Source organism: Methylobacterium sp. E-025 (genome assembly GCF_022829705.1).
Lineage (GTDB): Bacteria > Pseudomonadota > Alphaproteobacteria > Rhizobiales > Beijerinckiaceae > Methylobacterium.
The window spans coordinates 32,766-51,068 of the sequence record NZ_JAKSYR010000062.1 but is presented as its reverse complement, the minus strand read 5'-3'; the positions used below and the strand labels follow the sequence as shown (position 1 = coordinate 51,068).

Annotated in this window: 18 protein-coding genes; 17 read left to right on the top strand and 1 reads right to left on the bottom strand. The window is 69.5% G+C overall.

The window, feature by feature from the left end; all coding sequences use genetic code 11:
- Positions 1 to 8 precede the first annotated feature (8 nt).
- From nuoI to MKK64_RS05825, 16 genes are all read left to right on the top strand, one after another.
- A complete protein-coding gene (nuoI, locus tag MKK64_RS05900; RefSeq protein WP_147726108.1) occupies positions 9 to 497 on the top strand; it encodes an NADH-quinone oxidoreductase subunit NuoI in 489 nt (162 codons plus the stop codon).
- Between the two features lie 143 nt (positions 498 to 640).
- Entirely contained in the window at positions 641 to 1,261 is a 621-nt protein-coding gene (locus MKK64_RS05895; protein ID WP_147726107.1) for an NADH-quinone oxidoreductase subunit J, read from the top strand.
- Between the two features lie 55 nt (positions 1,262 to 1,316).
- Complete coding sequence (gene nuoK / locus MKK64_RS05890; RefSeq protein WP_147726106.1) at positions 1,317 to 1,622, top strand: NADH-quinone oxidoreductase subunit NuoK; 306 nt, start codon at positions 1,317 to 1,319, stop codon at positions 1,620 to 1,622.
- Positions 1,623 to 1,684: 62 nt separating this feature from the next.
- The gene (nuoL, locus tag MKK64_RS05885; RefSeq protein WP_243932610.1) at positions 1,685 to 3,796 is read left to right on the top strand and encodes an NADH-quinone oxidoreductase subunit L; all 2,112 of its coding nucleotides are present in this window, start codon (positions 1,685 to 1,687) and stop codon (positions 3,794 to 3,796) included.
- 47 nt (positions 3,797 to 3,843) lie between these two features.
- Complete coding sequence (locus tag MKK64_RS05880) at positions 3,844 to 5,364, top strand: NADH-quinone oxidoreductase subunit M (protein ID WP_147842752.1); 1,521 nt, start codon at positions 3,844 to 3,846, stop codon at positions 5,362 to 5,364.
- Between the two features lie 14 nt (positions 5,365 to 5,378).
- Positions 5,379 to 6,833, top strand: a complete 1,455-nt coding sequence (gene nuoN, locus MKK64_RS05875) for an NADH-quinone oxidoreductase subunit NuoN (RefSeq protein ID WP_243932609.1) — start codon at positions 5,379 to 5,381, stop codon at positions 6,831 to 6,833.
- Between the two features lie 3 nt (positions 6,834 to 6,836).
- Positions 6,837 to 7,625 (top strand): biotin--[acetyl-CoA-carboxylase] ligase, encoded by a 789-nt coding sequence (locus MKK64_RS05870; RefSeq protein ID WP_243932608.1) that lies wholly within the window; start codon positions 6,837 to 6,839, stop codon positions 7,623 to 7,625.
- Between the two features lie 16 nt (positions 7,626 to 7,641).
- The gene (locus MKK64_RS05865; RefSeq protein WP_147726101.1) at positions 7,642 to 9,315 is read left to right on the top strand and encodes a ribonuclease J; all 1,674 of its coding nucleotides are present in this window, start codon (positions 7,642 to 7,644) and stop codon (positions 9,313 to 9,315) included.
- A gap of 339 nt (positions 9,316 to 9,654) precedes the next feature.
- A complete protein-coding gene (gene mce / locus MKK64_RS05860; RefSeq protein WP_147726100.1) occupies positions 9,655 to 10,059 on the top strand; it encodes a methylmalonyl-CoA epimerase in 405 nt (134 codons plus the stop codon).
- On the top strand, positions 10,056 to 10,400 hold the full coding sequence (locus tag MKK64_RS05855; protein WP_147842749.1) for a DUF1467 family protein: 345 nt from the start codon (positions 10,056 to 10,058) through the stop codon (positions 10,398 to 10,400). Before mce ends, MKK64_RS05855 begins: the two co-directional genes overlap by 4 nt.
- 108 nt (positions 10,401 to 10,508) lie before the next feature.
- The gene (locus MKK64_RS05850) at positions 10,509 to 11,813 is read left to right on the top strand and encodes a sugar MFS transporter (RefSeq protein ID WP_243932607.1); all 1,305 of its coding nucleotides are present in this window, start codon (positions 10,509 to 10,511) and stop codon (positions 11,811 to 11,813) included.
- Positions 11,814 to 12,240: 427 nt separating this feature from the next.
- Positions 12,241 to 13,566 carry a proline--tRNA ligase gene (gene proS / locus MKK64_RS05845; RefSeq protein ID WP_147843822.1) on the top strand — a complete coding sequence of 442 codons (1,326 nt, stop codon included), beginning with the start codon at positions 12,241 to 12,243 and terminating at the stop codon, positions 13,564 to 13,566.
- Between the two features lie 7 nt (positions 13,567 to 13,573).
- The gene (locus MKK64_RS05840; protein ID WP_147727873.1) at positions 13,574 to 14,872 is read left to right on the top strand and encodes a lipoprotein-releasing ABC transporter permease subunit; all 1,299 of its coding nucleotides are present in this window, start codon (positions 13,574 to 13,576) and stop codon (positions 14,870 to 14,872) included.
- 11 nt (positions 14,873 to 14,883) lie between these two features.
- Positions 14,884 to 15,597, top strand: coding sequence for an ABC transporter ATP-binding protein (locus tag MKK64_RS05835; protein ID WP_243932606.1), 714 nt, complete (start codon positions 14,884 to 14,886; stop codon positions 15,595 to 15,597).
- Between the two features lie 183 nt (positions 15,598 to 15,780).
- On the top strand, positions 15,781 to 16,026 hold the full coding sequence (locus tag MKK64_RS05830) for a hypothetical protein (protein WP_243932605.1): 246 nt from the start codon (positions 15,781 to 15,783) through the stop codon (positions 16,024 to 16,026).
- A 159-nt stretch (positions 16,027 to 16,185) separates the two neighbouring features.
- Positions 16,186 to 16,647 (top strand): hypothetical protein, encoded by a 462-nt coding sequence (locus MKK64_RS05825; RefSeq protein ID WP_147843825.1) that lies wholly within the window; start codon positions 16,186 to 16,188, stop codon positions 16,645 to 16,647.
- A 3-nt stretch (positions 16,648 to 16,650) separates the two neighbouring features.
- Here the strand turns inward: MKK64_RS05825 and MKK64_RS05820 are convergent, their stop codons facing one another.
- On the bottom strand, positions 16,651 to 17,034 hold the full coding sequence (locus tag MKK64_RS05820; protein WP_243932604.1) for a hypothetical protein: 384 nt from the start codon (positions 17,032 to 17,034) through the stop codon (positions 16,651 to 16,653).
- 176 nt (positions 17,035 to 17,210) lie between these two features.
- Between MKK64_RS05820 and MKK64_RS05815 the strand changes: the two genes are divergently transcribed.
- Positions 17,211 to 18,107: a GGDEF domain-containing protein gene (locus tag MKK64_RS05815; protein WP_243932603.1), complete on the top strand. Its 897-nt coding sequence runs from the start codon at positions 17,211 to 17,213 to the stop codon at positions 18,105 to 18,107.
- The last annotated feature ends 196 nt before the right edge of the window (positions 18,108 to 18,303 follow it).

Here is an 18,303-nt window from a genome sequence, read left to right as displayed (position 1 = left end):
ATCGCGGCATGAAGCTCGATCAGGTCGCCAAGGGCCTTCTGCTGAAGGAGTTCGTCTCGGGGTTCGTCCTCGCGATGAAGTATTTCTTCAAGCCGAAGGCAACGATCAACTACCCCTTCGAGATGGGCCATCGCGGGCCGCGCTTCCGCGGCGAGCACGCGCTTCGCCGCTACCCCAACGGGGAGGAGCGCTGCATCGCGTGCAAGCTGTGCGAGGCGATCTGCCCGGCGCAGGCGATCACCATCGAGGCCGGCCCGCGCCGCAACGACGGCACGCGCCGCACCACGCGCTACGACATCGACATGGTGAAGTGCATCTACTGCGGCATGTGCCAGGAGGCCTGCCCGGTCGACGCCATCGTCGAGGGGCCGAACTTCGAGTTCTCGGTCGAGACCCGCGAGGAGCTGCTCTACGACAAGGAGAAGCTTCTTCTGAACGGCGACCGCTGGGAGCGCGAGATCGCGCGAAACCTCGCGATGGACGCCCCCTACCGCTGACATCCCCGCCCCGTCGCCGGCGCCGCGGGTTGTGCGGCGCGGGAGCGGGTTCTATAGACGGCCGGCCGGGTCCGGACCGTTTTTGCGGACCGTTTTCTCATGAGGCAGAAGGGGCCGCTCCGGCGGCCGATCCCGACAAGCGCATGACCGCAGCCGCCGCCTTCTTCTACCTGTTCGCGGGCCTCACCATCGCCTCGGGCTTCATGGTGATCGCGTCCCGCAATCCCATCGCCTCGGTGCTGTTCCTGATCCTGGCCTTCGTCAACGCGGCCGGCCTGTTCGTGCTGATGGGCGCTGAGTTCCTGGCGATGATCCTGGTCGTGGTCTACGTCGGCGCGGTCGCGGTGCTGTTCCTGTTCGTCGTGATGATGCTCGACGTGGATTTCGCCCAGCTCCGGCAGGGGTTCCAGCAGTATCTCCCGGTCGGCGCGATGATCGGCGCGGTGTTCCTGATCGAGCTTCTTCTCGTCGTCGGCTCGTGGACGATCGATCCCGGCCTGGTGCAGGCGCCGCTCGGCAACGTGGCGGCGGGCGAGCACACCAGCAACACGGTGATCCTCGGCCGGGTGCTGTACACGGAATACGTCTACTTCTTCCAGATCGCCGGCCTGATCCTGCTCGTCGCGATGATCGGCGCCATCGTGCTGACCCTGCGCGACCGCCCCGGCGTGAAGCGGCAGAACATCGCCCTGCAGAACGCGCGGACCCAAGGGGACGCGGTCGAGACCCGGAAGGTGCCCTCGCGCCAGGGCGTCGAGGTCTGATGGCCGCGGCTCGGACGGTTTGGGCGACCCTGAAGACTTGGGCGGAGACAGCACGATGATCGGCCTCAGCCACTACCTCACGGTCGCCGCGATCCTGTTCACGCTCGGCGTGCTGGGGATCTTCATCAACCGCAAGAACGTCATCGTCATCCTGATGTCGATCGAGCTGATCCTGCTCGCGGTCAACATCAACTTCGTCGCGTTCTCGACCTACCTGAACGACATCACCGGCCAGGTCTTCGCCCTGTTCGTCCTGACCGTCGCCGCGGCCGAGGCCGCGATCGGGCTCGCCATCCTCGTGGTGTTCTTCCGCAACCGCGGCTCCATCGCGGTCGAGGACATCAGCATGATGAAGGGCTGAGCGGGGACCCCCGCGACGTCCTTCCGCCAGAAACCCGCTGCCCCGCGAGGCCGGACCGCACGATGTATCACGCGATCGTCTTCTTCCCGCTCATCGGCGCCCTGATCGCCGGGCTGTTCGGGCGCTTCCTCGGCGCGCGGGTCTGCGAGTACGTCACCACCGCCTGCCTCGCCTTCTCGGCGCTCCTGTCCTGGGGCGTGTTCATCGAGGGCGACCACGCCACGCGGGTGCAGGTCGCGACCTGGTTCACGGCCGGCGACCTCACCGTCGACTGGGCCTTCCGCATCGACACGCTGACCCGGGTGATGCTCGTCGTCGTCACCACCGTCTCGACGCTCGTGCACCTCTACTCCGTCGGCTACATGGAGGAGGATCCGCACCGGCCGCGCTTCTTCGCCTACCTGTCGCTCTTCACCTTCGCCATGCTGATGCTGGTGACGGCCGACAACCTCGTGCAGATGTTCTTCGGCTGGGAGGGCGTCGGCCTCGCCTCCTACCTGCTGATCGGGTTCTGGTACGAGAAGCCCTCTGCGAACGCGGCCGCGATGAAGGCCTTCATCGTCAACCGCGTCGGCGATTTCGGCTTCTCGCTCGGCATCTTCCTGGTCTTCGTGCTGTTCGGCTCGGTCGCCTTCGACGGCATCTTCCCGCGGGTGAACGAGCTCAAGGACGCGCATTTCCACTTCCTCGGCCAGGACTGGCACGCGCTCACCCTGACCTGCCTGCTGCTGTTCATGGGCGCGATGGGCAAGTCGGCGCAGTTCCTGCTCCACACCTGGCTGCCGGACGCGATGGAAGGCCCGACCCCGGTCTCGGCCCTGATCCATGCCGCGACCATGGTCACCGCCGGCGTCTTCATGGTGGCGCGCCTGTCGCCGCTGTTCGAGCTCGCGCCCGACGCGCTGGTCTTCGTCACGGTCATCGGCGGCATCACCGCCTTCTTCGCCGCCACCGTGGGCCTGGTGCAGAACGACATCAAGCGGGTGATCGCGTACTCGACCTGCTCGCAGCTCGGCTACATGTTCGTCGCGCTCGGCGTCGGCGCCTATTCCGCCGGCATCTTCCACCTGTTCACCCACGCCTTCTTCAAGGCGCTGCTGTTCCTCGGCGCCGGCTCGGTCATCCACGCGATGCACCACGAGCAGGACATGCGGAACATGGGATCCTTGCGCCGCTACATCCCGTTCACCACGGGGATGATGGCGATCGGCACCCTCGCGCTCATCGGCTTCCCCTTCACCGCCGGCTACTATTCCAAGGACGCGATCATCGAGGCGGCCTACGCCTCGACGCGTCCCGGGCACACCCTAGCCTTCCTCGCCACCGTGATCGCGGCGTTCTTCACCTCGTTCTACTCCTGGCGCCTGTTCTTCCTCACCTTCGAGGGGCCGGCCCGCTGGGGGGCGCATGCCCACCACGACGACCACGCGGCGCCGGCCGTCGCCCACGCCTCCGCAGCCCACGAGGCCGACGGCGCGCCCGGCCACACCGAGGGCGTCGCCCACGACGATCGCGGCCACGACGTCGAGCCGGCGCACAAGAGCGACCTCGTCGCCGACGACCATCACGGGCACGGCCATCACGGCGATCACACGCCGCACGAATCGCCCCTGGTGATGACGATCCCGCTCGGCGTGCTCGCCTTCGGCGCGCTCTTCGCCGGCCTGATCTTCAAAGACCGCTTCATCGGCGAGGGCATGGAGGCGTTCTGGGGCCACGCGCTGGCGCACGGCCCCGACAACCACATCATGCACGACATCCACCACGTGCCGGCGCTCGTCTCCTACGCGCCGTTCATCATGCTGGTGCTCGGCTTCGTGCTGGCCTTCGTGATGTACATCCGCCGGCCGAAGCTGCCGGCCGAGCTCGCCGCCCAGCAGCCGGTGCTGTACCGGTTCCTGCTCAACAAGTGGTACGTCGACGAGCTCTACGACCGGATCTTCGTGCGCCCGGCCAAGGATTTTGGCCTGTTCCTGTGGAAGCAGGTCGACGGCCGCGCCATCGACGGCGCCGGCCCGGACGGGATCGCGGCCCGCGTCGTCGACGTGACCCGCGGCGTCGTCCGCTTCCAGACCGGCTACGTCTACCACTACGCCTTCGTGATGCTGATCGGCGTCGCGGGCATCCTGAGCTGGTACCTGATGGCCGGCCTGCCGAAGCCGGGGGGGCACTGATGGGCCTCGCGTCGCAAGCCGCCCTCACGAACGGGATGGATCGCTAGATGTTCGGCTTAGGGCTCCTCTCCGGGCTGCTGATCGTGCCGCTCTGCGGCGCGGCCTTCATCCTGACCTTGTCGGGCGACGAGAAGGCGGTGGCGAAGAACGCCCGTTGGGCGGCGCTCGCCACCACGGTCGTCACCTTCCTGCTCTCGCTGGTGGCCTGGAACCGCTACGACGCGACCTCGGCGAGCTTCCAGCTGGTCGAGAGCCATGCCTGGCTCGCCGAGACGATCCGGTTCAAGCTCGGCGTCGACGGCTTCTCGATGCCGCTGGTGCTGCTGACGACGTTCCTGATGCCGTTCTGCATCGGCGCCTCGTGGCATTCCATCGAGACGCGGGTGAAGGAGTACTTCGTCGCCTTCCTCGTGCTCGAGACGACGATGATCGGCGTGTTCCAGGCGCTCGACCTGGTGCTGTTCTACCTGTTCTTCGAGGCCGGCCTGATCCCGATGTTCCTGATCATCGGCATCTGGGGCGGCAAGCGGCGCATCTACGCCAGCTTCAAGTTCTTCCTTTACACGCTGCTCGGCTCGGTGCTGATGCTGCTCGCCATCATGGCGATGTACTGGCAGGCCGGCACGACCGACATCCCGACCCTGCTCCAGACCCGCTTTCCCGTGGGCATGCAATGGTGGCTGTGGCTGGCCTTCTTCGCGAGCTTCGCGGTGAAGATGCCGATGTGGCCGGTCCACACTTGGCTCCCCGACGCGCACGTCGAGGCGCCCACCGCCGGCTCGGTGATCCTGGCCGGCATCCTGCTCAAGATGGGCGGCTACGGCTTCATCCGGATCTCGCTGCCGATGCTGCCGGATGCGAGCCACACCTTCGCGCCGCTCGTCTTCGCGCTGTCGGTGATCGCGATCATCTTCACCTCGCTCACCGCGCTGATGCAGACCGACATCAAGAAGCTGATCGCCTACTCCTCCGTGGCGCATATGGGCTTCGTCACCCTCGGCCTGTTCACCCTCAACGAGCAGGGCATCCAGGGCGCGCTGTTCCTGATGATCTCCCACGGCATCGTCTCCGGCGCGCTCTTCCTCGGCGTCGGCGTGGTCTACGACCGGATGCACACCCGCGAGATCGCCGCCTATGGCGGCCTCGTGAAGCGGATGCCGCTCTACGCGGTGGCGATGATGGTGTTCACCATGGCCAATGTCGGCCTGCCCGGCACCTCCGGCTTCGTCGGCGAGTTCCTGGCGATGATGGGGGCGTTCAAGGCCAACCCGACGGTGGCGTTCTTCTCGGTCTTCGGCATCATCCTGTCGGCCGGCTACGCCCTGTGGCTCTACGCCCGCGTGATCTACGGCAAGCTCGAGAAGCCCAACCTCCAGGGCATCCTGGACCTCGACAACCGCGAGAAGCTGATCCTCGCGCCGCTCGTCGCGCTGACGATCTACTACGGCGTCCACCCGGCCCCGATCCTCGACGTCTTCGCCCCCTCCACCGAGGCGCTGATGACGAGTATGAAGGCCGCCCTCTCGAACACGCAGACCGCGGCCGCCGCGCTGCCCCTCGCGCGCTGAAGGCAGGGCCAGAGATGCCGACCGTCCAGACCGTGCAGACCGTCCTGCCCTCGCTCACCCCGCTGCTGCCCGAGCTGATCCTCGGCATCGGCGTGATGGTGCTGATCCTCTACGGCGCCTTCCGCGGCGAGCGGTCCGTCGAGACCATCAACGTCGGCGCCCTCGCGCTGCTCTTGGTGGCCCTCTTCGTGGTGATGTCGCAGCCGGCCGGCACCAAGGTGACCACGCTGTCCGGCAGCTTCATCCAGGACGGCTTCTCGAAGGTGATGAAGGCCCTGGTGCTGCTGGGCTCGGCCGCGACGATCCTGCTCTCGCGCGACTACTTCCAGCGCGAGCGCATCGACCGGTTCGAGTTCCCGATCCTGATCGTGCTGTGCACGATCGGCATGCTGATCATGGTCTCGGCCAACGACCTGATCGCGCTCTATCTCGGGCTCGAGCTGCAGTCGCTCGCCGCCTACGTCATCGCCGCGTTCCACCGCGACGACCTGAAATCCACCGAGGCCGGTCTCAAGTACTTCGTCCTCGGCGCACTCTCCTCGGGCATGCTGCTCTACGGCGCCTCGCTGGTCTACGGCTTCACCGGCACGGTGTCGTTCCCGGGCATCGTCTCGGCGCTGCACGAGGATGCCGGCTTCGGCATCGTGCTCGGCATCGTGTTCGTCGCGGCCGGCGTCTCGTTCAAGCTGGCGGCGGTGCCGTTCCACATGTGGACGCCCGACGTCTACGAGGGCTCGCCGACCCCGGTGACGGCGTTCTTCGCCTCCGCCCCGAAGATGGCGGCGATGGCGATGACGGTCCGCGTCTTCATCGGCGCCTTCCCCGACGTGACCGCGATCTGGCAGCAGATCATCGTGTTCATCGCCATCGCCTCGATGACGCTGGGCTCGTTCGCGGCGATCGGCCAGCGCAGCCTCAAGCGCCTGATGGCCTACTCGTCGATCGGCAACGTCGGCTACGCGCTGATCGGGCTGGCCGCCGGCACCGAGGAGGGCATCCGCGGCGTCGTGGTCTACATGATCATCTACCTCGCGATGACGCTCGGCGCCTTCGCGATCATCCTCTCGCTCCGCCGCCGGAACGAGATGTTCGAGACGATCGAGGACCTGTCGGGCCTGTCGCGCACCCATCCCTGGATCGCGTTCTGCCTCGCGATGATGATGTTCTCGCTGGCCGGCATCCCGCCGCTCGCGGGGTTCTTCGGCAAGTTCTACGTCTTCGCCGCCGCGATCCAGGCCAACCTCGTGGCGCTGGCCGTCATCGGCGTGGTCACCAGCGTGGTCGGGGCGTACTACTACATCCGCGTGGTCAAGATCATGTACTTCGACGAGGCCAAGGCGCCCTACGAGGCGATGGCGCCGGGCCTGCGCATCGTTCTCGCCCTGTCGAGCGTTGTCGTGATCCTGTTCTGGCTGCTGCCGGCACCGCTCGTCGGGGCGGCGGGCGCGGCAGCCAAGTCGCTGTTCTAGGCCTTGGACTTCCGTCTCGGCGAGGGTGCGCGGGCGGCCGGGCACCGCCTTCACGTCCACGACCGCCTCGGCTCGACCAACACCGAGGCGCTCGACCAGGCCCGCGCCGGCGCGACCGGGCCGCTCTGGATCGCGGCGCGTGCCCAGGAGGCCGGCCGCGGCCGGCGCGGCAACGTCTGGGCCTCGATCCCGGGGAACCTGACCGCGAGCGTGCTCTGGCCGGTGGCCGGTGTCGAGCCGGAGCGGGTCGCCGGCCTCGGCTTCGTCGCCGGCATCGCGCTGGTCGAGGCCCTGGACGCGGCCTGCGGCCCCGACTCGGCCGGGACGTTCGGCCTCAAATGGCCGAACGACGTGCTCGCGGGCGGGGCCAAGCTCGCCGGCATCCTGCTCGAGGCGGAGACGCTGCGGGGCGGCCGGCGGGCGGTGGCGATCGGGTTCGGCGTCAATGTCGCAGACGTCCCGGAGGCGTTTTCGGCCTCAGCCACCTCTCTGGCGGGGCTCGGATACCCACTTGATGCCAGCATGGTGTTGGCGGATCTGACGAATAAGCTTGCCGTGGCGGCCCGTATCTGGGATCGCGGACGGGGATTTCCTGAGATTCGCGAGCGTTGGCTCGCACGGGCCTCCGGCCTCGGATCGCGCATCGCGGTCCGCAGCGGGACGGAGACCCTGGTCGGCGATTTCGAAGACATCGACGAGGGGGGGCGGCTCGTGATCCTCGCCCCCGATGGAACGCGGCGGACCGTGACGGCGGGCGAGGTGCATTTTGGGACGGCCGCGACGGCGGCATGAGATGGATTCTGGATTTATGACAACGGGACAGGACGAGCTCGTCTTCCTGCCGCTCGGCGGCGTGGGCGAGATCGGGATGAACGCGGCGCTCTACGGCTTCGGGCCGGAGAAGGGCCGCAAGTGGATCATGGTCGATTGCGGGATGGGGTTCGCGAGCGAGGAGGCGATGCCCGGCGTCGACCTCATGTTCCCGGACCTCTCCTACATCGAGGAGCGCAAGAAGGACCTTCTCGGGATCTTCATCACCCACGCGCACGAGGACCATATCGGCGCGATCAGCGAGCTGTGGCCGCGCCTCAAGGTGCCGGTCTACGCGACCCGCTTCGCCAAGAGCCTGCTCGAGACCCGGCGCCTGTCGGAGCCGGGCGCGCCGAAGGTCGACCTGCGCGAGATCAAGCCGGGCCGGCGCGTGACGCTCGGGCCGTTCGAGATCGACTACGTGCCGGTCTCGCACTCGATCCCGGAATCGAATGCGGTGGCGATCCGCACCTCGGCCGGCCTCGTGCTGCACACCGGCGACTGGAAGATCGACCCGACGCCGATCCTCGGCGACGTGACCTCGGCCGAGGCCTTCCGCGCCATGGGCGACGAGGGCATCCTGGCGCTGGTCTGCGATTCGACCAACGTCGTCCGCGAGGGCTTCTCGCCGAGCGAGGCCGAGGTCGCCTCGACCCTGGCCAAGCTGATCGCGGCCGCGCCCCAGCGCGTGGCGGTGACGACCTTCGCCTCGAACGTCGCCCGCATCCGCGCGGTGGCCGAAGCCGCCAAGGCCTGCGGGCGCGAGGTGGTCGCGGTCGGCCGCGCCATGGACCGGGTCATCGACGTCGCCCGCGAATGCGGCTTCCTCGACGGGCTGCAGGAGTTCCGCCGCGCCGATTCGTGGCGCGACCTGCCGCGCGACAAGGTCGTGGCGCTGCTCACCGGCTCGCAGGGCGAGCCCCGGGCGGCGCTCGCCCGCGTCTCCCGCAAGGACCATCCGGACATCGCGCTCGCCGCCGGCGACCAGGTGATCTTCTCCTCGCGCGCCATCCCCGGCAACGAGCGCGACGTCGGCGCGATCATCAACGACCTGATCGAGCAGGGCGTCGAGGTCATCACCGACCGGACCGAGCTGGTCCACGTCTCCGGCCACCCGCGCCGCGACGAGATGGCCGAGATGTACGCCTGGACCCGGCCGCAGACGGCGATTCCCGTCCACGGCGAGGCGCTTCACCTCGACGAGCATGCGCGCTTCGCCCGCGCCCACGGCGTCGACAACGTGGTCAAGGCCCGCAACGGCACCCTGATCCGCCTGAGCCCGGGCAAGCCGGAGATCATCGACCACGTGAAGTCGGGCCGCCTGTTCAAGGACGGCAACGTTCTGATCGACGGGAAGGACCGCGCGATCCCCGAGCGGCGCAAGCTCGCCCAGGCCGGCCTCGTCTCGGTGGCGATCGCCATCGACGAGAGCGGCGAGGTGTTGGGCGAGCCGGCGGTCGACATCATCGGCCTGCCCAACCGCGGCCGCGGCGGCGCGCCGCTGATCGACACCGTGGTCGATTCGGTCTCGCGCACCCTGTCGGGCATGTCCAAGGGCAAGCGCCGCGACTCGGAGGCCGTCGAGAAGGCGGTCGACCGCGCCGTGCGCTCGGCCGTCAACGAGGTCTGGGGCAAGAAGCCCGCCTGCCACGTGCAGGTGGTCGAAGTCTGATCTTTACCCTCCCCCCGTTGCGGGGGGAGGGCGCCTGCGAAAACGTCGCTTCGCGCATTCGACCCGCATTCGCAGCGGCGATCCGGCTCTCGAGTCTCGGCTCGGACCTGCGCGTATCCGCTCCAACCCCGTCATCCCGGGGCCGCGAAGCGGAGCCCGGGATCCAGAACCGCCGGCGGCGTCGTCACCGGCACGCCGCGGCGGCTCTGGGTTCCGGGCTCGCCGACGGAGCCCGTGAACGACGGGTTCGGGTTGCCAGGGGGCTCCGGATCGTTAGGTCGGTGGAGACCTCGAATGGGGCGCAGCGTCCTCTCGCGGAAGACAGTTAGGGAGAAACCAATGATCGGCCGGCTCAACCACGTCGCCATCGCGGTGCGCGATCTCGACGCCGCCTGCAAGGTCTACCGCGAGACGCTGGGCGCGACGCTGACCGCGCCGCTGCCGCAGCCCGAGCACGGCGTCACCGTCGTGTTCGTCGAATTGCCCAACAGCAAGATCGAGCTGATGGCGCCGCTCGGCGCGGATTCGCCGATCGCCAGCTTCGTCGAGCGCAACCCGGGCGGCGGCGTCCACCACGTCTGCTACGAGGTCGACGACATCATCGCCGCCCGCGACCGGCTCAAGGCCGAGGGCGCCCGCGTGCTCGGCACCGGCGAGCCCCGCATCGGCGCGCACGGCAAGCCGGTGCTGTTCCTGCACCCGAAGGACTTCCTCGGGACGCTGACCGAGCTGGAGCAGGTCTGATCCGGGTGAACGCGCTCCTGAAGGCCGTGGCGCGCACGACGCCGCGGACGCTCGGCGTCGTGCTGGTTCTGGTGGCCGCCTTCGTCGCGGTGGCGGTTCTGCAGTTCCGTCTCACGGTGTTCGGCGCGAGCGCGTTGTACTTCGTGGTGTGGTGGACGCTGCTCTTCGCGATCCTGCCGATCCGCAACCAGGCCGAGACCGACCCGGCCCGCGTGGTGCCGGGCCAGGATCCCGGCGCGCCGGCCGCGCCGCGGCTCCGCGAGAAGGCGATCTGGACGACGCTCGCCGCCGGCGCGGCCTTCCTGGTCGCGCTCGCCGCGTTCCCCCTGACGGGCCTCTAGGCGCCTTCCGCTCCCGGATGTCGCGTTGACAGCCCGTCGACGCCTGGCGAAAGCTTCGCCGTGGCGCGGCGCTCGACCGCCCGTCATCCCAGGACGACGGAGGATCGCATGCTGGCGCCGGGCGCAATGCCGGAGGGCGAGGCCGCCGCCGGTGCGGCGGCACGGCGGCTCCTGCCGATCGTCCTGGCGCTGTTCTTCACCTGGGGGCTCGCCACCGTTCTCGTCGACATCGTCACCCCGAAGCTCAAGAGCCTGTTCGCGCTGAGCTACGCCGAGGCGACGCTGACGCAGTTCGCGTTCTTCATCGCCTACGCAGTGGTCTCCCTGCCGGCCGGCCTCCTCGTCTCCCGCATCGGCTACATGCGCGGGCTGGTGCTCGGGCTCCTGGTGATGACGGCCGGCTGCGTGCTGTTCGCGCCCGCCGCGCGGGCCGGCGTGTTCCCACTGTTCCTCCTCGCCCTGTTCGTGATGGCGTCCGGCATCGCGGTGCTGCAGGTCGCGGCGAACCCGCTGGTCGCGCGGCTCGGTGCGCCCGAGCGGGTGTCGAGCCGGCTGACGCTGGCGCAGACCTTCAACGCGCTCGGCACCACCGTCGGCCCGGCGGTCGGCGCCTGGGCGATCCTCGGCCGCGACGCTCCGGCGCCGGCCGATGCGGCGACCGCCTCGCCCGCCATGCTCGCCGCCGCGCGGCAGGCCGAGGCGGCGGTGCTGCAGGGGCCGTTCCTCGCCATCGCGGCCGGCCTCTTCGCGCTGGCGATCCTGTTCTGGTCGCTTCGCGGCAGCGTCCGGGAGACGCCGACGGCGGCGGTCGCGGGCTTCGGCCTCGATCTGCTCGCCCGGCCGCGCCTCGCCCTCGGCGCCCTGGCCTTGTTCCTCTACGTCGGGGCGGAAGTCTCGATCGGCACGCTGATGGTCAGCTACCTCGAGGAGCCGCGCGTCCTCGGGGCGGATCCGGCCACCGCCGGCCATCTGCTCAGCGTCTACTGGGGCGGCGCGCTGGCCGGGCGAATCGTCGGCAGCCTCGCGCTGCGCCATGTCCGGGCCGGCGCGGCGCTCGCGGCCTGCGCCGTCGCGGCCGGCCTCCTCGTCACGGTGTCGGCCCTGTCCCACGGGTCGGTCGCCGCCTGGACGCTGCTCACGGTCGGCCTCGCCAACGCGATCCTGTTCCCGACGATCTTCGCGATGGCGATCGAGGGCCTGGGCGATCGCACGGCGCAGGGGTCGGGGATCGTCTGCGTGGCGATCGTCGGCGGAGCGATCGTGCCGGTGATCACCGGAACCCTCGCCGACCATGCCGGGCTCGGGACCGCCCTCGGGGTGCCGGTGCTGTGCTACCTCTGCGTGGCGGGCTACGGGCTGGCCAACCTGCGCACCGCTCGAGACGTGCCGGCCACCGGGCCGCTGCCGGCCTGAGCGTTCGCGGGCGTACGAAACAAAAAAGCAAGGCCCGAGGCCTTGCTTTTCAAGCAGTCAATCTGGTTCGACCTTTGGTTGTCCTACGCATTGACTGCGTGGCGGTCGATTTTCCTCCCGAGACCCGGACCTTTGCGTTCCCTCTGAGGGGCTACGCAACCATCGCGGGCTGCTTATAGGAACAACATTTCGTCCTGTCACCGGGTCGAAGGGACAAATCTGCGTTTTTTCGCCGAGAAATTGCAGGGAACCGTCTCCGGGGCCGTCGGCGGGTGGCGAAGCGACGAAACCAGGCTCCGGCCGGCCCCGAAGACCCAAGCCGCTTGTGTTTTCCGGTTGCAATGTGTTGTGTGCCCCCGGCAACGGGATCGGCGTCCGCGCGCGCCGCCAGACCCGAACCGACCGCCGGATCCGTCAAAGAAGCCTCATGCGTCTGTCCCGCTACTTCCTGCCGACCTTGCGCGAGACGCCCAAGGAAGCCGAGATCGTCTCGCACCGGTTGATGCTGCGCGCCGGCCTCGTGCGCCAGGAATCGGCCGGCATCTACGCGTGGCTGCCGCTCGGCCTGCGGGTGCTGAACAAGGTCTGCGACGTGATCCGCACCGAGCAGGACCGGGCCGGGGCGGTCGAGCTGCTGCTGCCGACGATCCAGTCCGCCGAGCCGTGGCGGGAATCGGGCCGCTACGACGCCTACGGCAAGGAGATGCTGCGCATCAAGGACCGGCACGACCGCGAGATGCTGTACGGCCCCACCGCCGAGGAGGTCGTGACCGGGATTTTCCGGGCGAGCGTGCGCTCCTACAAGGACCTGCCGAAGAACCTCTACCAGATCTCCTGGAAGTTCCGCGACGAGGTGCGCCCGCGCTTCGGCACGATGCGCTCGCGCGAGTTCCTGATGAAGGACGCCTACTCCTTCGACTTCGACCAGGCCGGCGCCCGCCATGCCTACAACCGGATGTTCGTGGCCTACCTGCGCACCTTCGCGGGCCTCGGCCTCAAGGCGATCCCGATGCGGGCCGATACCGGGCCGATCGGCGGCGACCTCAGCCACGAGTTCATCATCCTCGCCCAGACCGGCGAGAGCGAGGTGTTCTGCGACCGCGCCTATCTCGACTTCGAGATCCCGCCCGCGACCGTGGATTTCGAGGACGTCGCCGGCCTGCAGGGCCTCGTCGACGCCTGGACCTCGCACTACGCCGCCACCGACGAGATGCACGAGGCCGACGCCTTCGCCGAGGTGCCGGAGGAGAACCGCATGTCGGCCCGCGGCATCGAGGTCGGGCACATCTTCTACTTCGGCACGAAGTATTCCGAGCCGATGGGCGCCAAGGTCGCCGGCCCGGACGGGATCGAGCGCCCGGTCCACATGGGCTCCTACGGCATCGGCCCGAGCCGCCTGGTCGCCGCGATCATCGAGGCGTCGCACGACGAGGCCGGCATCATCTGGCCGGATGCGGTCGCGCCGTTCGACGTCGCGCTGATCAACCTGAAGACCGGCGACGCCGCGACCGACGCCGCCTGCGCCGAGATCCAGGGGACGCTCGAGGCCGCCGGCCTCAGCGTGCTCTACGACGATCGCGACGAGCGGCCGGGCGCGAAGTTCGCCACCGCGGACCTGATCGGCCTGCCCTGGCAGGTGGTGGTCGGCCCTAAGAGCCTGGCCGAGGGCAAGGTCGAGCTGAAGCGCCGCGCCGGCGGGGAGCGCGAGACCCTGGCGCCGGTGGACCTGATCACCCGCATCCGGCGTGCCTGAGGCTCCGATGGCGGTCGAAGCCGGCACCGAGGCGAGCACGCGGAAGCCGGCATGGCTGCGCGGGGCGACCGCGCCGTTCGCGGCCTTCGAGTGGATCATCGCCGGACGCTACCTGCGCGCGCGCCGCCGCGGCGGCGGCGTCTCGGTGGTGGCCTTCTTCTCGGTGCTCGGCATCGCGCTCGGCGTCGCGACGCTGATCATCGTGCTCTCGGTGATGAACGGCTTCCGGACCGAGCTGCTGTCGAAGATCGTCGGCATCAACGGCCACATCTTCGTCACCCCGATCGACCGGACCTTCACCGATTTCGCCGACCTGTCCGAGCGCCTGTCGAAGGTGGCGGGCGTGCGGGCCGCGATTCCGCTGGTCGAGGGCCAGGCCTTCGCCTCGTCGCCCTACGGCGGCAGCGGCGTGCTGGTCCGCGGCGTGCGCGGCGACGACCTCGGGGCGATCGGCGGCATCGCCAAGTCGCTTCGCGGCGGCACGCTGGAGGGCTTCGACGACGGCTCGGGGGTGCTGATCGGCCGCCGGCTCGCCGACAGCCTGGCGATCCAGGCCGGCGACACCATCACGCTCTCGACGCCGAAGGGCGCGACCACGGCCTTCGGCACCGCGCCGCGGACCAAGAGCTACACGGTCAAGGCGATCTTCGAGATCGGCATGACCGAGTTCGACTCGACCTTCGTGTTCATGCCGCTCGCCGAATCGCAGGCGTTCTTCAACCGCGAGGGCGACGTCAGCCTGATCGAGATCTACATCGACAACCCCGACGCGGTCGCCGCCATGCGCGAGCCGCTGGAGCTGGCGGCCGAGCGGCCGGTGCTGCTCACCGATTGGCGCCAGCGCAACCGAACCTTCTTCGGGGCGCTCGAGGTCGAGCGCAACGTGATGTTCCTGATCCTGAGCCTCATCGTCGTCGTGGCGACCTTGAACATCGTCTCCGGCCTGATCCTGCTGGTGCGCGACAAGTCGAGCGACATCGCCATCCTGCGCACCATGGGCGCGACCCCCGGCACGGTGATGCGCGTCTTCCTGATCAACGGCGCGCTGATCGGCCTCGTCGGCACCCTGTCGGGCCTCGGGCTCGGCATCCTGATCACGCTGAACATCAAGCCGATCCAGCGCGTGCTGTTTCCCGGCGCCTGGGACCCGACGGTGCGGTTCCTCGCCGAGATCCCGGCCGAGATGAACCCCACCGAGATCACCGTCGTGGTGCTGACCTCGTTCCTGCTCGCGCTCGCCGCGACGGTCTATCCCTCCTGGCGCGCGGCCCGGCTCGATCCGGTGCAGGCGCTGCGCTACGGCTGAGCGGCAGTTCCATGAGCGGCACCTCCGAGAGCGCCGGCATCCCGCCGGTGCCGGCCCTGTTCTTTTCCCGCGTCGAGCGGCGCTATGCGCAGGGCGACCGGTCGCTCGACATCCTGCGCGGGGCCGACCTCGCGATCTGGCCGGGCGAGCTGGTCGCGCTGGTCGCGCCGTCGGGCGCCGGCAAGTCGACCCTGCTGCACCTCGCCGGCCTGCTGGAGCGGCCGGACGACGGCGAGGTCTACGTCGGCGGCCAGCCGACCGCGGCGATGAAGGATGCCGAGCGCACGCGCTTCCGCCGTGAGGAGATGGGCTTCGTCTACCAGTTCCATCACCTGCTGCCGGAGTTCTCGGCGCTGGAGAACGTGGTGATGCCCCAGCTCATCCGCGGGCTCGGGCGGGGTGAGGCGAAGGCGCGCGCCACCGAGCTCCTGAGCTTCCTCGGCCTCAAGGACCGCCTCGTCCACCGGCCGGCGGAGCTGTCCGGCGGCGAGCAGCAGCGCGTCGCGATCGCGCGCGCCGTCGCCAACGGCCCGCGCCTGCTGCTCGCCGACGAGCCCACCGGCAACCTCGACCCCTCGACCGCGGGGCACGTCTTCTCGATCCTGCTCTCGCTGGTGCGCGCTTCCGGCCTCGCCGCCCTCATCGCCACCCACAACATGGAGCTCGCCGCCCGCATGGACCGCCGGGTCACGATCCGCGACGGGCTGATCCAGCAGCTGGACTGAGCGGCGCACGGCGCGGTTCGGGATCCGCGCTCCATCCGTGCCGAATCGGAGCATTCGTCGCGAGATCCGCGCAGGCGTTGCAACCGAAACGAAGGGTCGCGGATTACCCGTTCGGACACGCACGAAGCGTCTCCGCTCCGGTGCCGGCGCGCCGGCCAAGCTGCCCAGGCGAGACCCAGATCCATGTCGACGACGTCCGTTGCTCCCGTCCTCGCGCTCGTCGCGCTCCTCGGCTTCGCCGCCCCCACGACGGCGTCGGCGGCCCCCGCCACCGCGACCGTGACCAAGGTCGCCGAGGTGACGCCCCCCGTCCGTCCGGTCTCGGTCACCGAGGGCGAGGACGACGGCGGCACCTGCAGCCGGATCCGCCGCCGGCTCTGGGTCGAGGGCGAAGGCTGGATCGTCCGCCGTATCACCACTTGCCGTTGAGCGGAATCGACTTCGGCGCCGCGCGCAATTCTGTGGGCAACAGCGCTCGCCGCGCGGTTTCAGCAGTCTTCGCCCGTGGCTTGGGCGGGCCGACCGGAACGAGATCGGCGAGACCGGGGTTTGCCCCGCATGTCAGCGTCCCGACCGGAGTTGCGATCCATGACCCGTCACCATCCGTCCCGCTCGCGGATCGCCGCCCGGTTCGCGCTCGCCGCCGCCCTGTCGCTCGGCGTCGGGGCCGCGCACGCCGAGACCGTGCGCGTCGCACCCTACGGCTACGGCTCGGCCTATGGCGGTCCGGTCGGGTACGGCTTCGCCGACGAGGCGGTGCGCGGTGCGTATATCGGTGCGCCCTTCAGCAGCGTGCCCTCGCCGAACCGCATCGTCCCGGCCCCCTGGAGCTACGGCACCTACGGCATCCCGACGATCTCGGGCCTGCGCGAGGCACCGGTGGCGGCGCCGAGCCTGACCGTGATCAACCCCGGCCTTCACCCGGCCTCCCGCCGCGGGCAGGGGCCGCGCATCCTGTCGCGCGGACGCGATGGCGCCTGGACCTCGGGCGGGCAGGTCCAGTCCGGGAACGGCGTCTCGGTCGTCACGGTCTCCGTGCCGCGGCGCTGAGCGTCATCGGCGTTCGGGCTCGGTGTGCGCCGCGTACCACGCGGCATAGGGCGTGTTGCGCGGATGGCGCCCGCCCTGGTCCTCGGCTCCATCCGTCCACCAGACCGGCCCGCGCTCGCCGAGGGCTTCCTTGGCGGCCTGCACGGCGCCGCGCGCCGACCGCAGCAGCGCCGGAGCCTGGGGATCGCCCTTCCGTTCGGCCCGCTTGGCCGCCCCGACGGCGCGGCGCGCATCCATCAGCGCGTCGACGTGGCGTTGCCGGGCCGCTTCCGGCAGGCGCGGGTCGGTGCAGCGCCAGAGCCGCTCCCCGACGACGAAGTAGCGCCCGTCCGGCGTGCGCGGGTACGGCGCCGCCTCCGCCCCCTCCGACCTTCCTGTCGCGGTCACGCTCGCCTCCCGCACCCGCAATCGGGGTTCCCGCTCGTCCTCGGCGCCGCGTCGGCGCCGACCGGCGTTCGTACGATTCCATCGCCGATCATCCACGTGTGCGCGAGCCGAGACTGCATCTTAAGGTTTTTAAGGCTTGGTTGCATCAGAACCCGTTTCCATCGGTATCGCGCGCCATGCACATCGTCATCGTCGATTCGAGCCGCGTCGTCCTCAAGATCATCACCGGGCTGCTGGAACCGCGCGGGCACGTCGTGAGCGCCTTCACGGACTCGGCCGCCGCCCGCGATTTCCTGGAGGAGACCCCGAGCGTCCGGGTGCTGATCACCAGCCTCGAGGTCCGGCCGGTGACGGGACTGGAGCTGTGCTGGTCGGCCCGGCTCCTCGCCGAGGCGCGCCGCCCCCTCTACGTCGTCACGATGTCGTCGGCGCGCAACGCGCGGAACCTCGCCGAGGCCTTGGACAGCGGCGCCGACGACTTCATCGAGAAGCCGCCGAGCGCCGAGGAGCTGCATGCGCGCCTGCGCGCGGCCGAGCGCCTGACCACGATGCAGAACGAGCTGATCCGGCTCGCCGAGACCGACCCGCTCACCGGCCTGCTCAACCGCCGCGCCTTCTTCGCCCGGGTCGGCGCGGCGACCGAGCGCGCCGGCAACCACGGGGCGCTTTCGGCCGTGCTCGCCGACATCGACCATTTCAAGCGCATCAACGACGAGCACGGCCACGATGTCGGCGATGCCGCGATCAAGGCCGTGGCCGAGCTTCTGGGCGCCCAGGGGATCGTCGGGCGCCTCGGCGGCGAGGAGTTCGCGGTGGTGCTGCCCGGACTTTCCCTCACCGAGGCCGAGGCCGTTGCCGGGCGCCTCCGCCTGCAGGTGAGGGACCTCCGCATCCGCGGATCGCGCGGCCCCGTGCGCATGACGTGCAGCTTCGGCGTCAGCACCTGGTGCGAGGGCGACAGCGTCACCGCGCTGACCAAGCGTGCCGACATCGCCCTCTACGAGGCCAAGACCTCCGGGCGCGACCGCGTCGTCTCGGCCGAGAACGACCTCGTCCTCGCCCGCGCCGGCTGAAGCCCGGTCCGCTTCGCCGGCACGGGGACCCGCCGCCCTGCGTCGCTCGGTCGTCACGGAGACGGAGGGACGTTAAGGTTGATCGCGCTGTGCCTATGCGAGACACGCGTTAAGTATAAGTCCGGCGCCGTATCTGATTTCGACACAAGTCGACTGCGAAAGACCGCAGGATTCGTCTGGAACGAGTCTTGAAACA

Bases quoted from the DNA above. Each gene is read 5' to 3' on its own strand.
- nuoI (WP_147726108.1), top strand. From the start codon at position 9: ATGAAGCTCGATCAGGTCGCCAAGGGCCTTCTGCTGAAGGAGTTCGTC.
- MKK64_RS05815 (WP_243932603.1), top strand. From the start codon at position 17,211: ATGCACATCGTCATCGTCGATTCGAGCCGCGTCGTCCTCAAGATCATC.
- nuoN (WP_243932609.1), top strand. From the start codon at position 5,379: ATGCCGACCGTCCAGACCGTGCAGACCGTCCTGCCCTCGCTCACCCCG.
- MKK64_RS05840 (WP_147727873.1), top strand. From the start codon at position 13,574: ATGGCGGTCGAAGCCGGCACCGAGGCGAGCACGCGGAAGCCGGCATGG.
- MKK64_RS05830 (WP_243932605.1), top strand. From the start codon at position 15,781: ATGTCGACGACGTCCGTTGCTCCCGTCCTCGCGCTCGTCGCGCTCCTC.
- MKK64_RS05835 (WP_243932606.1), top strand. From the start codon at position 14,884: ATGAGCGGCACCTCCGAGAGCGCCGGCATCCCGCCGGTGCCGGCCCTG.
- MKK64_RS05865 (WP_147726101.1), top strand. From the start codon at position 7,642: ATGACAACGGGACAGGACGAGCTCGTCTTCCTGCCGCTCGGCGGCGTG.
- MKK64_RS05895 (WP_147726107.1), top strand. From the start codon at position 641: ATGACCGCAGCCGCCGCCTTCTTCTACCTGTTCGCGGGCCTCACCATC.
- MKK64_RS05850 (WP_243932607.1), top strand. From the start codon at position 10,509: ATGCTGGCGCCGGGCGCAATGCCGGAGGGCGAGGCCGCCGCCGGTGCG.
- mce (WP_147726100.1), top strand. From the start codon at position 9,655: ATGATCGGCCGGCTCAACCACGTCGCCATCGCGGTGCGCGATCTCGAC.
- MKK64_RS05825 (WP_147843825.1), top strand. From the start codon at position 16,186: ATGACCCGTCACCATCCGTCCCGCTCGCGGATCGCCGCCCGGTTCGCG.
- MKK64_RS05880 (WP_147842752.1), top strand. From the start codon at position 3,844: ATGTTCGGCTTAGGGCTCCTCTCCGGGCTGCTGATCGTGCCGCTCTGC.
- nuoK (WP_147726106.1), top strand. From the start codon at position 1,317: ATGATCGGCCTCAGCCACTACCTCACGGTCGCCGCGATCCTGTTCACG.
- proS (WP_147843822.1), top strand. From the start codon at position 12,241: ATGCGTCTGTCCCGCTACTTCCTGCCGACCTTGCGCGAGACGCCCAAG.
- nuoL (WP_243932610.1), top strand. From the start codon at position 1,685: ATGTATCACGCGATCGTCTTCTTCCCGCTCATCGGCGCCCTGATCGCC.